15 protein-coding genes are annotated in these 13,773 nt (G+C 68.6%); 8 read left to right on the top strand and 7 right to left on the bottom strand.

Annotated features, from left to right (window positions below):
* Nucleotides 1-210: 210 nt before the first annotated feature.
* The 4 genes from ACIRON_RS29895 to ACIRON_RS29880 all read left to right on the top strand — a co-directional run bounded on the left by ACIRON_RS29895 (nucleotide 211) and on the right by ACIRON_RS29880 (nucleotide 3,241).
* The gene (locus ACIRON_RS29895) at nucleotides 211-747 is read left to right on the top strand and encodes a hypothetical protein (RefSeq protein ID WP_402998753.1); all 537 of its coding nucleotides are present in this window, start codon (nucleotides 211-213) and stop codon (nucleotides 745-747) included.
* A 23-nt stretch (nucleotides 748-770) separates the two neighbouring features.
* On the top strand, nucleotides 771-1,316 hold the full coding sequence (locus ACIRON_RS29890; protein ID WP_402998750.1) for a chloramphenicol phosphotransferase CPT family protein: 546 nt from the start codon (nucleotides 771-773) through the stop codon (nucleotides 1,314-1,316).
* 152 nt (nucleotides 1,317-1,468) lie between these two features.
* On the top strand, nucleotides 1,469-2,527 hold the full coding sequence (locus tag ACIRON_RS29885; RefSeq protein WP_402998748.1) for a hypothetical protein: 1,059 nt from the start codon (nucleotides 1,469-1,471) through the stop codon (nucleotides 2,525-2,527).
* 42 nt (nucleotides 2,528-2,569) lie between these two features.
* Entirely contained in the window at nucleotides 2,570-3,241 is a 672-nt protein-coding gene (locus tag ACIRON_RS29880) for a hypothetical protein (RefSeq protein ID WP_402998745.1), read from the top strand.
* On the opposite strand, the gene ACIRON_RS29875 is transcribed toward ACIRON_RS29880, so the two are convergent.
* Together ACIRON_RS29875 and pyrE are read right to left on the bottom strand one after the other, a co-directional pair.
* A complete protein-coding gene (locus ACIRON_RS29875; RefSeq protein ID WP_402998742.1) occupies nucleotides 3,238-3,912 on the bottom strand; it encodes a DedA family protein in 675 nt (224 codons plus the stop codon). The two genes, ACIRON_RS29880 and ACIRON_RS29875, sit on opposite strands and share 4 nt — an antisense overlap.
* 64 nt (nucleotides 3,913-3,976) lie before the next feature.
* Entirely contained in the window at nucleotides 3,977-4,513 is a 537-nt protein-coding gene (gene pyrE / locus ACIRON_RS29870; RefSeq protein WP_091046265.1) for an orotate phosphoribosyltransferase, read from the bottom strand.
* A gap of 19 nt (nucleotides 4,514-4,532) precedes the next feature.
* Here pyrE and ACIRON_RS29865 point away from each other — a divergent pair, with 19 nt between their 5' ends.
* Nucleotides 4,533-5,699 carry an aminotransferase class I/II-fold pyridoxal phosphate-dependent enzyme gene (locus ACIRON_RS29865; RefSeq protein WP_402998738.1) on the top strand — a complete coding sequence of 389 codons (1,167 nt, stop codon included), beginning with the start codon at nucleotides 4,533-4,535 and terminating at the stop codon, nucleotides 5,697-5,699.
* On the opposite strand, the gene ACIRON_RS29860 is transcribed toward ACIRON_RS29865, so the two are convergent.
* A complete protein-coding gene (locus ACIRON_RS29860) occupies nucleotides 5,696-6,439 on the bottom strand; it encodes a DedA family protein (protein WP_402998736.1) in 744 nt (247 codons plus the stop codon). The two genes, ACIRON_RS29865 and ACIRON_RS29860, sit on opposite strands and share 4 nt — an antisense overlap.
* 104 nt (nucleotides 6,440-6,543) lie before the next feature.
* Between ACIRON_RS29860 and ACIRON_RS29855 the strand changes: the two genes are divergently transcribed.
* The gene (locus tag ACIRON_RS29855) at nucleotides 6,544-7,233 is read left to right on the top strand and encodes a TrmH family RNA methyltransferase (protein WP_402998733.1); all 690 of its coding nucleotides are present in this window, start codon (nucleotides 6,544-6,546) and stop codon (nucleotides 7,231-7,233) included.
* 60 nt (nucleotides 7,234-7,293) lie between these two features.
* On the opposite strand, the gene ACIRON_RS29850 is transcribed toward ACIRON_RS29855, so the two are convergent.
* The 4 genes from ACIRON_RS29850 to ACIRON_RS29835 all read right to left on the bottom strand — a co-directional run bounded on the left by ACIRON_RS29850 (nucleotide 7,294) and on the right by ACIRON_RS29835 (nucleotide 10,533).
* The gene (locus ACIRON_RS29850) at nucleotides 7,294-8,070 is read right to left on the bottom strand and encodes a septum formation family protein (RefSeq protein WP_402998730.1); all 777 of its coding nucleotides are present in this window, start codon (nucleotides 8,068-8,070) and stop codon (nucleotides 7,294-7,296) included.
* Nucleotides 8,071-8,279: 209 nt separating this feature from the next.
* Nucleotides 8,280-8,843 (bottom strand): dihydrofolate reductase family protein, encoded by a 564-nt coding sequence (locus tag ACIRON_RS29845; RefSeq protein ID WP_402998727.1) that lies wholly within the window; start codon nucleotides 8,841-8,843, stop codon nucleotides 8,280-8,282.
* A gap of 56 nt (nucleotides 8,844-8,899) precedes the next feature.
* Nucleotides 8,900-9,391: a SigE family RNA polymerase sigma factor gene (locus tag ACIRON_RS29840; RefSeq protein WP_402998726.1), complete on the bottom strand. Its 492-nt coding sequence runs from the start codon at nucleotides 9,389-9,391 to the stop codon at nucleotides 8,900-8,902.
* Nucleotides 9,388-10,533 carry a hypothetical protein gene (locus ACIRON_RS29835; protein ID WP_402998724.1) on the bottom strand — a complete coding sequence of 382 codons (1,146 nt, stop codon included), beginning with the start codon at nucleotides 10,531-10,533 and terminating at the stop codon, nucleotides 9,388-9,390. Before ACIRON_RS29835 ends, ACIRON_RS29840 begins: the two co-directional genes overlap by 4 nt.
* Before the next feature lie 160 nt (nucleotides 10,534-10,693).
* Here ACIRON_RS29835 and fbaA point away from each other — a divergent pair, with 160 nt between their 5' ends.
* A complete protein-coding gene (gene fbaA, locus ACIRON_RS29830; RefSeq protein WP_402998721.1) occupies nucleotides 10,694-11,716 on the top strand; it encodes a class II fructose-bisphosphate aldolase in 1,023 nt (340 codons plus the stop codon).
* A 264-nt stretch (nucleotides 11,717-11,980) separates the two neighbouring features.
* A complete protein-coding gene (locus tag ACIRON_RS29825; RefSeq protein WP_402998719.1) occupies nucleotides 11,981-13,669 on the top strand; it encodes a fibronectin type III domain-containing protein in 1,689 nt (562 codons plus the stop codon).
* Nucleotides 13,670-13,773 lie beyond the last annotated feature (104 nt).

Raw genomic sequence — 13,773 nt, 5'->3', positions numbered from 1 at the left:
TTGCCCCCCCGGGCTGGGCCGTGGGGTGGGCCTGGGGCCCCGGCCCCCCCCCCCCCCCGGGGGCCCCGCGCCCCCCCCCCCCCCCCCGGGGGGGGGGGGGGGGCCCCCGGGGCCCCCCCGCGCCCGACGTACGTGACGCCTCGGCAATTCAGTTCCGCCGGCGATGCCACGCTGGGATGATCGGGGGCCGAGCACGAGCCGAGGAGTGCCATGCTGGACGAGCTGCTGAGTGGATTCGCCCGGGCGTACGACGACGTCGGTTACTTCCTCATCGCGGTCTTTGTCGGCCCACCTGTGGTGATACTCGCGATCACAGTCCACTACGAGGCGTCGATGCGGAGGCTCGTGACGCGGCTCGAGGAGATGTTTCCCGGCGCCCCGGTCATCGCTGGTGAGGCTGCCGAGGTGACTGACGATGATCGGGTCGGAAAGGTCGTGAAGCTGAGGTCCGGGTGGCTGCAGACCACGGCGGTGGCTGTGCTGCCGGACCGTTTGGAGCTATGGGGCAAGGGTGTCGAGGCCGCCGACATCGTGCTGGACCGGCGGCGGTTGCAGGTCAGGCGGGAGGGCATCTGGCTCCGTCAGCTCGGTGGAGACGATGTCTGTGCCGGTCTCTGGCTCACCGACGGTGACCGATCGGTCATCGTCGTCCCGTACGCCAGGTTTGGCCGACGTACGCGCCGGGCGCTCGTACGGGCGCTGAGCGATCTGGGTGAGAATCCGAAGGATCACCTCGACGCGGTCTGAGCGCTCGCCGGTAGGTTTGCCGCGTGCGCAACGGTCGGATCATCCTGCTCAACGGAGCGTCGAGCTCGGGCAAGAGCAGCATCGGGCGGGAGCTGCTGCCGCTGCTCGAGGACCCGTGGTTCCTGGTCCCCGTCGACGGGATCAGCGGGATGCGGTCGACGGTGCACACGCGCGAGCTCGACGAGGACGGGATCGCCGAGATGCTGCGGCGGACCCGCCTGGGCTATCACCGCGCGGTCGCGGCCCTGGCCTCGGTCGGCAACGACGTGATCATGGACTACCCGCTCAGCGAGACCTGGCGGCTCGAGGATCTGCTCGAGGTGCTCGACGGCTACGACGTCACGCTCGTCGAGGTCTGGTGCTCGCCCGAAGAGCTCGAACGGCGTGAGGCCGCCCGCGGCGACCGCCCCGCGGGCCTCGCCCGCTCGCAGACGTTGGTCTACTCGCACCCGTACGACCTCCGCGTCGACTCCACCACCGCGACCCCGGCCGCGTGCGCGAAGGAGATCGCCGAGGCCATTCCCGCCCTCACGGGTCCGAAGACGTTCGACCGCCTCCGCAACACCTGAGGCCGAGGCGTCACGTACGTCGGCCGAGGCGTCACCCGCGTCGGCCGAGGTGTCACCGGCGTGCCCACTCGGCCGACGCGAGCGACTTCTCGGCCGACGGGGGCGACCTCTCGGCGGGTGGGGTTGGCAGGGATGAGAAAATGATTCCCGACATGTCTGAAACGAAGCTTCCCCGCCCCGGTCAGGCCACCCTCGCCGGGTGGCTCATCGTGCTCGGCTCACTGCTCACCGTGGTGACGGCCTGGGACCAGATCTCCGGGCTGCGCAGCCTGGACACCCGGGAGCGGGTGGAAGAGCTGCTTGCTGAGCCGCCACTGGCCGGCTCGGGGGTCGGCCTCGACAACATCCTCGACCTCATGCACGTGATGGCGCTGGTCACCGGCGCCATGGCGGCAGCGGCGGTGATCCTCGGCTGGCATGTGCTGCAGCGCAACAAGCAGGCGAGGCTAGCGCTCACGGTCATCGCGGCGCCGCTCTTCTTCGCCGGGATGTTCGGCGGCGGGTTCTGGTCCACGCTGGCCGCCGTGGCCGTCGTACTCCTGTGGATGTCGCCCACCCGCGACTGGTTCGACGGCGTCTCGCCGACCAAGCGGGAGGCGCTCGACAACGGCGACCCCGACCAGGAGTCGTACGTCGCGCCGGCACCCCCGGAGACCCCGACCACCCCGACCACCGCGACCGGCTCGACCTCCGGACCGGCTCGGCTCTCCCCGCAGCAGCCGCCGCCGTGGACCGGCTCGGTCACCCAGACCACCAAGGCGGCGCCCAAGCGACGCCCCGGTGCCGTGATGGCGGCGGCGGTGCTCACCTGGATCGGCTCCGGGCTGACCGCGCTGATGATGCTCGCCTCGGCGGTGACGGCGACCGCCAACCCTGACCTGATCCTCGAGCAGGTGCGCAAGCAGGCGGAGAGCGACCCGAGGATGCGGGAGGCGGCGGAGCTCTACACCACCGACATCATCGTGGCCTCGGTGTGGACCATGGCCGTGCTGGTGGCGCTCGTGTGTGTCGCCGCTGCCGTGTTCGCCGTCTTCGCGATCCGCCGCAGCTCCTGGGCGCGGATCGCGCTGTTGATCTCCGCCGGCATCTCGGCGCTCTCGCTGCTCCTCTTCGCCCTCGCCTTCCCGCCGGCGGTGGTCCTCTTCGGCGCCGCGGTCGCGACCTTCTCGTTCCTGCTGCGCCCCGAGGTCGCCGCGTGGTTCCGCGGGTAATGACGGAGCGGCTGGCCGCCCGGGCCGGATAGGCTCCGCGGCATGTCAGATCAGTTCGGCTCCTTCGACAACCCCTACGGCGGCAAGCCGCCGTTCGAGGGGCAGGAGCCGCCGCCCCCGACGCCTTACGCGACACCTCAGCCGTACGCCGCGCCGCAGCCGACACAGCCGCAGCAGCCCCAGGGATGGGGCCATGCGCCCCCGGCCTACGGCCAGTACGCGATGGGACAGCAGCCCCCGGCGTACCTCCGCCCTCACTATCCGCAGCCCGATCCCGACACCCGTCCCGGCACGGTCGTCGCGGCGTCGGTGATGACGATCGTCGGGTCGGTGATCGCCCTGCTGATCGCGGTGTTCATGGTGCCCGCGGGGATCGCCGACTACAACGACCCGACGTCCACGGACAAGGGCGTGACGCTGTGGATGGTGATCTGGTTCGCCGTCTGCGGCGTGCTCAGCCTGATCGCGATCCCGCTCGGGATCATGGTGCTGTTCCGCTCCAAGGTGGCCCGGATCCTGCTCACCGTGGTCGGCTCGGTCGCCGCGCTGCTCTCGCTCTTCGTGGTGGTCTATCCCGCGCTGATCATCGCCGCGCTGGTGATGCTGTACGCAGGCAGGGCAGGCAACTGGTTCGCCCGGAGGAGGCCCGCCGTCGACCCGTTGCAGCCGCCGGCGGTGCCGGGCATGACACCGCCGACGCACCAGCAGTTCTAGGAGACGAGCGAGTCGTCCTTGGCGCCGTTGTCGGATCCGCGGACGATCTTGTAGATGCGCAGGCCGATCCAGGCCACCACGGCGACGGCCACGACCACGATGACGATGTTCTGGAAGCGACCGACGATCGGCTCGACCTTCTCCCAGTTGTCGCCCAGCTGGTAGCCGGCGACGACGAAGATGGTGTTCCAGATCGCGGAGCCGACGGTGGTCAGGAGCAGGAACTTCCAGATCGGCATCCGGGTGACCCCGGCGGGCACCGAGATCAGCGACCGGAAGATCGGGATGAAGCGGCCGAAGAAGACCGTCCAGGCGCCGTACTTCTCGAAGAACGCCTCGGTCTTCTCCAGGTCGGAGGTCTTGACCAGCGGCAGCTTCTCACCGATCCAGTAGACCCGCTCGCGGCCGATCAGCGCGCCGATCAGGTAGAGCGCGAGCGCGCCGACGATCGAACCGAGGGTGGTCCAGATCAGCGCCTCGGCGATCGTGAACCGGCCCTGGGCGGCGGTGAAGCCGGCCAGCGGCAGGATGATCTCGGAGGGCAGCGGCGGGAAGAGGTTCTCCAGCGCGATGCCGAGCCCCGCACCCACCGGTCCGAGCTTGTCCATCAGGTCGACCGCCCAGCCGGCGACGCCGGTGAGCTCCTCGGGCTGCGTGGCGGTGAGGATCATGAGGCTCTCTTCGAAATCGGTTGGGAAGGGCGGCGGAAGCCTAGCGACCCAGGATGTGAATCCCCTAGGAGGCCGCGCTGACCGCGTCCAGCTCGGCCCGGGTCAGCACGGATCGGATCTCCAGCGAGACGTCGCGCAGGGACTCACCGGGTGCGGGCGACCGGTCGATCGCACACACCACAGTGTCCACGATCGCACCAAGCGGGCGGAGCGCGTTGACGGCGTCGCGTACGGCACCACCGGAGGTGATCACGTCCTCGATCAGCGTCACCCGCTTGCCGTCGAAGGAGGGACCCTCGGCGAGCTTGGCGGTGCCGTACTCCTTCGCCTTCTTCCGGATGAAGATCGCCGGGATGCCGGTCTTGGCCGACACCATGGTCACGATCGGGATGCCGCCGAGCTCGAGGCCGCCGAGCAGCTCGGTGCCCTCGGGCAGCAGCTCGACCATCCGCGCCGCGACACGGTCCAGGAGCGCGGGGTCGGCCTCGAAGAGGTACTTGTCGAAGTAGGTGTCGCTGACCTGCCCCGAGCGGAGCGTGAACTCCCCGTGCAGGCGGCAGGTGGCGTCGATGTCGGCGGCGAGGGCAGCGTCAGTTGTCACGATCAATAGCCTAAGTCTTATGACTGCGCGACGACTCCACGGCATCCCGCCGACGATCTTCTCCGAGATGTCGGCCCTGGCCGTCGCCACCGGCGCGGTCAACCTCGGCCAGGGCTTCCCGGACGTGGACGGCCCCGAGGAGATCATCAAGGAAGCCGTGGCCGCGTTGGAGAGCGGACGGAACCAGTACGCCCCGGGCCCCGGCATCCCGGCGCTGCGCGAGGCCGTCGCCGCCCACCAGAAACGCCACTACGGCCTCACCTTCGACCCCGCGCGCGAGGTCGCGGTGACCACCGGCGCGACCGAGGGGATCGCGGCGGCGATCCTCGCGTTGGTGGACCCGGGCGACGAGGTGATCCTCGTCGAGCCCTACTACGACAGCTACCCGGCGATGGTGCAGTTCGCCGGCGGCGTACGTCGCCCGGTGACGCTCAGCCTGGACCCGGAAGCACCCGGCGGGAGGCTGCCGCGCGCGGCCCTCGAGGCGGCCGCCTCGGAGAAGGCCAAGGTGCTCGTCCTCAACTCCCCGCACAACCCGACCGGCACCGTGCTCACCCGCGAGGAGCTCGAGACGGTGGCGGGGTTCGCGCGGGACCACGACCTGACGGTGGTCTCTGACGAGGTCTACGAGCACCTGACGTTCGACGGCGTGGAGCACGTCCCGATCGCCACGCTCGATGGGATGCGCGAGCGCACCCTGACCCTGTCGAGCATCGGCAAGTCGTACTCCTTCACCGGCTGGAAGGTCGGCTGGGCGACGGGTCCCGAGCACCTGGTCCGGGCGCTGCTCGGTGCCAAGCAGTGGCTGACGTTCACCTCCGGTGCCCCGCTGCAGCCCGCCGCCGCGTACGCGCTCGAGCATCTCGACCACTGGCCCAAGGAGCTCGCCCTCGATCTGCAGGGGCGACGCGACCTGCTCTGTGACGGGCTGAAGGAGATCGGGCTGGACGTGACGATCCCGGAGGGCACCTACTTCGCCGTCTCCGACATCACCGACCTCGGCTGGGCAGACGGGCTCGAGTTCTGCCGGTCGCTGCCCGAGCGGGCCGGGGTCGTGGCCATCCCGCTCCAGGGGTTCTACGACACCGACGCCGGCAGACACCTGGTCAGGTGGACCTTCACGAAGCAGCGCGAGGTGATCGAGGAGGCCCTGGAGCGACTCGGTGAAGGGCGTCTGAGGCGCTAGTGGTCGGCCCGGCGGTCGGCCCGACGGTCGGAATCGTCGTCCGCGGGGGTGCGCGGCCGGACCGCTAGACCCATGATGTCGCGGTCCGGGTGGCCGTCGTGGTCGAGATCGCGGGCCAGCCGCGACGCGGTGCGTCGCCGGCGCCACCACTCCACCATCGCGGGTGCGAACGCGAGCGCGAAGAGCAGCAGGATCAGGTAGTCGATGTTGTCGGCCAGCCAGGGCCAGCGGGATCCGACGAAGAAACCGAACAGCGTCACCACGAGCACCCACAGCGCGCCGCCGACGAGGCTCCAGAAGTAGAACCGCCGCCGGTCCATGTGGGTGACGCCGGCGACGACGGTGACGTAGGTGCGTACGAAGGCGATGAACCGGCCGATCACCAGCGCCTTGTTGCCGTGCTTGTCGAAGAACTCCCGGGTCTGGTCGAAATGCCGCTTTTTGATGAACCGGCCGTCGCGTTCATAGAGCCGCGGACCGATCTTGCGGCCGATCTCGTAGCCGGTCACGTTGCCGGCGAATGCCGCCACGACGAAGAAGAGCATCGCGAGCACGATCTCGACGCCGGGTGGCCCGGGAAAGATGTCGATCTTGCCGGTCGCGATGAAGATCCCGAGCGCGATCAGCAGGCTGTCACCGGGCAGGAACGGGAAGAAGAGACCGCATTCGATGAAGATGATGATCAGGCTGATCCAGAAGAGCGGCTCGCCGAACGTGGCCAGTAGAAAATCCGGACTCATCCATTCCAAACCGGCCACCATCGGCGCAAAAGTTCCCGCCACTGTCACGGTCCCTACGGTACCCATAGGTAACAACTCTTGTTGTCGAATATTCTTATCGGCCGATGAACGAGACACGACCGTCCGAGGACGATTCCCGAGCGCCGTACGACCCGATGCCCCATGGGCAGCCGGAGGTCGGCCTCGGTCCGTGGCAAGGCGAATGGCCCGAGGGAGACCACTGGGATCCTGAGCTGTTGGCCAACGGCGACCGCCGCAACGTGGTCGACCGTTACCGATATTGGTCCCTGGAAGCGATCGTCAAAGACCTCGACCAGCGCCGCCACGGCTTCCACGTCGCCATCGAGAACTGGCAGCACGACTTCAACATCGGCACCATCGTCCGCACCGCCAACGCCTTCCTCGCCGCCGAGGTGCACATCGTCGGCAACCGCCGCTGGAACCGCCGTGGCGCGATGGTCACCGACCGCTACCAGCACGTCCATCACCACCCGGACGTGCCCGCGCTCGCGGCGTACCTGCATGAGAGAGACGTACGCCTCCTCGGCATCGACAACCTGCCCGGCTCGCTCCACCTGGAGACCATGGAGTTGCCGAGGTCGGTCTGCTTCCTGTTCGGCCAAGAGGGCCCAGGCCTGTCCGAACAGGCCCGCGAGAGCGTCGACGGCACCTTCTCGATCGCCCAGTTCGGATCGACGCGGTCCATCAACGCCTCGGCCGCCGCGGCGATCGCGATGCACTCCTGGGTCGTCCAGCACGCCGATCTGGGCTCGGACGAGGCCTGGCGGGGCTGAGAAAGGAACGATCCCCCGGGCAAAGCCCGGGGGATCGGAGGAGCAGCTGGAGTCAGCGGGTCACTTGGTGTTCCGCTCGTAGCAGACGACCCAGTGGTTGCCGATCTGCCAGTCGTACTTGCCCGGGGTGGCGTAGGCCCTCGTCCGGGACGGGCAGTTCTTCGCGACGGCCTTCTCGAACGCGGCGGCGGTCGGGTAGGACGTACCGGACTTCTTGAAGGCCGAGATCGACTTGTAGGTGTGCGAGCTCAGGCAGGAGTACGGCCCGGCGAACTTCGCACTCATGCAGCCGCGGGTGCGCTGGGTCAGCGAGAGGCCCTCGAGGAACTTCGCCCGGTTGGTCGGCAGGTTCTTGAGCGAGCCGTTGCCAGGGAGGATGACGTCGCAGCGGAACCAGCGCTGACCGGCCTTGAACTGGTCGGCGGTCGGCACGAAGACAGCGGTGTTGTAGGCGGACTGGGTCCGCTTCGAGTAAGTGCTGCCCAGCTTCTTGTGGAGCGCCCGCGTGCAGGTCTTGTAGATGTGGGCGTTGCTGGCCGGCCTCGTGATAGACGCCTCGGTGCGGGTCGTACCGCTCAGCAGGGTGCCCAACGCGATGGTCTTCGCGGTGTGGGCCTTGCTGCAGGCGACCTTCTTGCCGGTCTGGGACCAAGCGCCGTAGGCGGTCCAGCCGTAGTTGTAGCAGGTGCCGACCGTGGGCTTGGGCGGCACCGCCGCGTCGGCCTTGGTGGCGGTGAGTCCGATGAGGGAGAAGACACCGATGACGAGCCCGAGGATGAGGGCAGCCGTCATGGGCTTCTGCGCAGGCGCGAGCGCGCCGGCACGAAGACGAGACATGATCGTGCTTTCGAATAAGTGGGATGTGGCGGGCTGAATCATCGCAGCGCGATGCCGGGCGGGGCATAGTCAATTCGGGTGGTTGTAAAGCGGTTACGCCCCGGTGTCCTCGGCGAAAACAGGATCCGCTAAAGTTAACCCCGGGTCGCCCGGATGTGCCCCTTTTCAGGGTGCGTGGCCTCGGGGCCGGGCGGCAGCGGGGGCTCTTGTCAGGGCCTCGCGATCCGGTAGCGGATCTGCACCTGCTCGGCGGTCTGCAGGACGTCGATGACGCTCATCCGCTTGCTGGTGATGCGGCGGGGGAGCAGTGGCGCTCCGGCGCCGAGGGTGACCGGGCAGATCCCCGCGACCACCTCGTCGAGCAGGCCGGCATCATCGAACTGGCCGACCAGGTCGCCACCGCCCACGAGCCAGATCCCACCGTCGATGGTGGCCGCGATCTCGTCGTAGACGGGCTTCACGTCGCCCTGGACGAAGCGGACCTGTGTGCCTTGGACTGTTGGCAGGTCGGTCGCGTGCGTGAAGACCCAGACCGGCCGCTCGTCGTAGTACTCCCGCCACTTCTCCGGCCCGGTCAGCATCTCCGGATCGTGGTCGATCATCCAGCGGTACGTCGTGCTGCCCATCACCAGCGCCGCCGACTCCGCCATCAGCCGCTCCCAGGAGCTCTCGTCGTCGCCGTGCGGCGTCTCGAAGAGCCACTCCAGCGAGCTGTTCTCATCGGCGATGTAGCCGTCCAGCGAGGTTGCGGTGAAGTACGTGACCTTGGGCATGCCACCGACGCTAGGCGCGTCAGGGGCATGCCCGCCCGACCGTTCTTGCTCTCCGGTTAGGCCCGGGAGGCGTCCCCCGACTCCAGGCAGGCACGCAACGCGGTCAGGCCGCGGGAGGAGTGACTCTTCACGGTCCCCTCGCTGATCCGCAGCTCTCGCGCGGTCTCGGCGACCGACAGCTGCAGCCAGTGGCGCAGGACGACCACCTTGCGCTGCATCTCCGGCAGCGCCTGGAGCGCCTCGAAGAGCTCAGAGCGCTCCTCGACCTGCTCCGCGGGACCCGGCCGCTCGGGCAGATCGCCCGACCGCTCCCGCTTCCACCACGGCCGCCGGGTCTGGTCGATGTGGGCGCGGACCAGGATCGTCCGGACGTACGCCTCCTCCGACCCGGGCTCCACCCGGCGCCAGGCGGCGTAGAGCTTCAGCAGCGACGTCTGCACCAGGTCGTCCGCCCGGTGCCAGTCGCCGCACAGCGCGTACGCCACCCGCACCAGGTGTGATCGCCGGGCCGCGACGAACGCGGTGAAGGACTCGTCGTGCGCGCTCATCGCCACATCTCCCCTCCGGGAGGGGTGCGACGTTTCACCATCGCGGCGAACTCGTCCAGATCGAGGGCCCGACGGTCCTCCGCGTAAGGAGCCGGGAGCAGCGTGTAGGAGAAGGCCCAGGTGGCGGACCTCCCCGTCTCGCCCTTCTCCTTCTCCTGGACCAGGACGTACTGCTCCTTCCCGTCCACGGTGATCCGGGCGGCCGCGGTCCGCGATGTTCCGGAAGAGAAGGACGTGCCGACGTCTGGATCGGCGGCCTGGTCGAGGATCTCCACCTCGTCCGCGGCGGGGACGACCTCTGACCCGGATCCGAACTCGACCACGTCGGTCATGGCCCCTTCGAAGTCGGTCCGATCCGGGCGGTAGTCCTTGCGGTCCGACTCTTCCGCCTCCGCCAGCCAGTCATCGATGGTCTGCCCGGGAACCGCGTAGGTCCCGGTCATCCCCTGTGACACCGCGTCCTCCGTCGTGCGGCTTCCCCTGAGAAGGATCCACTGCTCGACTCCATCTCGCTCGAGCACTGCCCCGAGCGACTCCCACGGCGGGTCGAAGTCGAGGGGGTTGGGAATCTGGCGAACGACCTTCCAGCCTGTTCCACCGACGCTGAGCTCGCGACCGGCCTCCCAGGTGATGTCCGGCTGGTTCGTGGAAACACCGTCGACCCAGGCCCGGAAGTCCTTCGACGTCGTACGAGATGCATCCGTGAAGGAAACCTCGCTCGGGACGGGGAAGTAGGCGTAGACCGTCTTGCTTCCGTTGGTCACTTCGACCGCGAGCGAGTTGCTGGTCGTGAGCGCACCGACCCGATCCACCTCGGTCCAGCCGTCCTGGAGAGTCGTCTCGCCGGTCTCGAAGTCGTACTTGACCGGGGCGAGGTCGCTCAGCGGGAGGTCGACCTCGGGCGGCCATTCCTCGGCCGTCGACTGGGTCGCGATCGGCGGGTTCGGGGTGGCGCTGTCGCGGGAGGGGACGACGACCGCGCCGATCCCGATCACGGCGGCCACCGCGAAGGCGGTGCCGGCAACGACGGCGAGCCGCCGGCGGCGTACGAGCTTCTTCCCGTCGGCCACGAGCGCGGCCGGGTCGGGGTGGGTGGGCGGGGGTTGGGGAATCGCCCGTTCCAGGGTTTCCTGCCAGTCCATGATGCCTCCAAGATCAGTCTCACCCGTGGATACGGATCTCGTGGCAGATCGGTTGTCCTGCTTGATCGATCCAACTACGAGCGTTGGTAACGGGCAGTCGGGGGCGCATTACGCTGGCCACCAGCGCCCGGTCGACAACGGATCTCAAGGAGACCCCCAGATGCCCATCGCCACCCCCGAGAAGTACGCCGAGATGCTCGCGACCGCGAAGGAGAAGGGGTTCGCCTTCCCCGCGATCAACGTCTCCTCGTCGCAGACGCTCAACGCGGCACTGGCCGGCTTCGCGGAGGCCGGCTCGGACGGCATCATCCAGATCTCCACGGGCGGCGCGGAATACCTCTCCGGCCCCACGGTCAAGAACATGGTGACCGGCTCGGTGGCCTTCGCCGCGTACGCGACCGAGGTCGCCAGGTCCTACGACGTCAACATCGCGCTGCACACCGACCACTGCCCCAAGGACAAGCTCGACGGCTTCGTACGTCCTCTGCTCGAGCTCTCCGCCGAGCGTGTCCAGCGCGGCGAGGCCCCGCTGTTCCAGTCGCACATGTGGGACGGCTCGGCGGTGCCGCTGGCCGAGAACCTGGAGATCGCCGAGGAGCTGCTGGCGGTGGCCAAGGCCGCCCACATCGTCCTCGAGATCGAGGTCGGCGTGGTCGGTGGCGAGGAGGACGGCATCGTCGGGGCGATCGACGACAAGCTGTACTCGACCCCCGAGGACGCCATCGCGACCGCCGACGCGCTGGGCGTCGAGGGCTACCTGACCGCGCTCACCTTCGGCAACGTGCACGGCGTCTACAAGCCGGGCAACGTCAAGCTGCGTCCCTCGATCCTGCGTGACGCCCAGGACGCGGTCGTCGCCAAGCTCGGCCTCGCGGCCGGCGCCAAGCCGTTCGACCTCGTCTTCCACGGCGGCTCCGGCTCGAGCGCCGAGGAGATCGCCGAGGCGGTCTCCTACGGCGTGGTCAAGATGAACATCGACACCGACACCCAGTACGCCTACACCCGCCCGGTCGCGGGCCACATGCTCGCCAACTACGACGGCGTTCTGAAGGTCGATGGAGAGGTCGGAAACAAGAAGCAGTACGATCCTCGCGCGTGGGGCAAGCTCGCTGAGGCCGGTATGGCCACTCGGGTCGTCGAGGGTGCCCAGCATCTCGGTTCTGCGGGCAATTCCATCGGCTGAGCGACACGCCGGGGATAGGCCAATGGTCCCGGTTCGGAAAACGTTGTGGCACACGGCATAGCAAACTCGGGCTTATGTCGTTGTGCCGGTCATTGGTAAAGCGATTCAATGCCCTAGCTGGACGGCGACCCTCGGGTTCCAAGGTCGGACCGTCCTTTCGGCGTTGATCTTGGGAGGGACATCCTCGGTATGGAAACCACTGCGCGAAACCGCACAATCGGCGGGATCGTCATAGGCGCGATCATTCTGATCCTGCTTCTCGTCTTGTTCTCTTGCACCGTCAACAGCGACCCGGAGAGCTCGCCGACGAAGGATCCGACCACGGGGGAGTCCTCGCTCCCCAGCGATCCTGACACTCTCGAGCCCGACGACAAGCCGTCGGAGAAGGACTCCGACGAGCCGGAGATCGTCGACGACGACATCGTCCCGGCCGCCAACACCGGTGTGACCTTCATCCCCGCGGGCAACGTCCCCTCGGGGAACACGCCCACCTGTGAGCTCGACCCGAGCGCCTGTGAGGACACTCGTCCGCCGGGCGCCGGTGTGGACATCTGCGAGATCCGCCCGGACCTGGACCAGTGCCAGGAGCCGACGACTCCGCCGACCACGCCGCCGACGACTCCGCCGACCGAGGAGCCGGAGCCGCCGCTGTGCGAGCTCGCGCCGTGGCTGCCCGAGTGTGACGACGACGGTGAGGAGCCGGGCGAGGAAGACGAGAATGCTCCCGACGCGGTGACGATCGCCGGCTGCAACGTTCTGAGCAACACCTCCGTGAAGATCGACTGGTCGGAGGCGCAGGACAAGAGCGGGATCTCCCACTACACGGTGACCTCGCGTCCCAACGCGGGCGACCCGGGTGACACCGACAAGACCTCGGCGACCTTCAACGACCTTCGGGCCGGAGCGACCTACCGGTTCACGGTCACCGCGACCGACAAGGCCGGCAACGAGTCCGAGGACAGCAACGAGGTCGAGTGCGTCATGGACGTGACGGCGCCTGAGGTGCCTGCGGACGTGACCGTTGAAGCGGGCGACCCCAGCGACAGCACGCTGGACGTGAGCTGGTCCCGCTCTGAGGACAACGAGAACGGCGTCGGCAACGTCACCTACAACCTCTACCGCAACGGCGACCTCGTCGGCCCCGTCAACGGGACGTCGTACGAGGACACCGGGCTGAAGGCCGGCACCGAGTACACCTACTCCGTCTCCGCCGTGGATGAGGCCGGCAACGAGTCCGCGCGCTCCGCCGGGGTCTCGGGCACGACCACGAAGATCGCGCCGACGGTCCCGACCGGTCTCGACGCGAGCGGCGAGGGTCCGCTCGGGTTCACGCTGACCTGGAACCCGTCGACGGACGAGGACGGCGTCACGCCGGCCGCGGAGATCGACTACCGGATCGCCGTCAATGGTGGAGTGTGCTTCGGCGGAACGGTCACCGGTGAGACCACCTTCCAGGCCACCTGTGTCCTGCTGTGGGACACGACCCGGGTCACGGTGACGGCGATCGACGGTGACGGCAACGAGTCGGCCCCGAGCCGCGTGCTGACGGTGAACTCCGACGGCAGCGAGGCCAGGGAGCTCAAGGGCAACACCGCGCTCCGCCCGAACGCCCCGGGTGAGGACAAGTCCGACGCTCCGGCCGACAAGCCGGGCTCGCCGGAGGCCCCGGCCGAGGACGCTCCTTCCGAGGAGCAGCCGACCGAGGAGAACTCGCCGCTGCTGCCGGGTCTGGACGACATCCTCCCGGGTGGCGAGGACACCGCTGAGGCTCCTGCCGAGGAGCCGGCGGAGCCCGAGGCGACGCCGAGCGAGTCGGAGAGCCCGGCCGCGCGGCCGACGACCGAGGAGCCTGCGGACGAGGCGACCGAGGACGCTCCGGCCGAGGAGGACGAGGGCGGTCTGCTGGACAGCATCGGTGACGCGCTGACCAGCGCCGTGGCCGCGGTGTTCTAGTCGATCACACGCCGAGAAACAGGGCGGGGAGAGCCGAGAGGCTCTCCCCGCCCTGTTTGTTTCCCGAGAAGGCGGCGAGCCCGCCGAGGTGGCTCGATGTTCAC

It is taken from the genome of Nocardioides sp. NPDC101246, assembly GCF_044767415.1.
Taxonomy (GTDB): Bacteria; Actinomycetota; Actinomycetes; order Propionibacteriales; family Nocardioidaceae; genus Nocardioides.
Note: the sequence above shows the minus strand (reverse complement) of the source record. Positions and strands in the feature narration are given on the sequence as shown.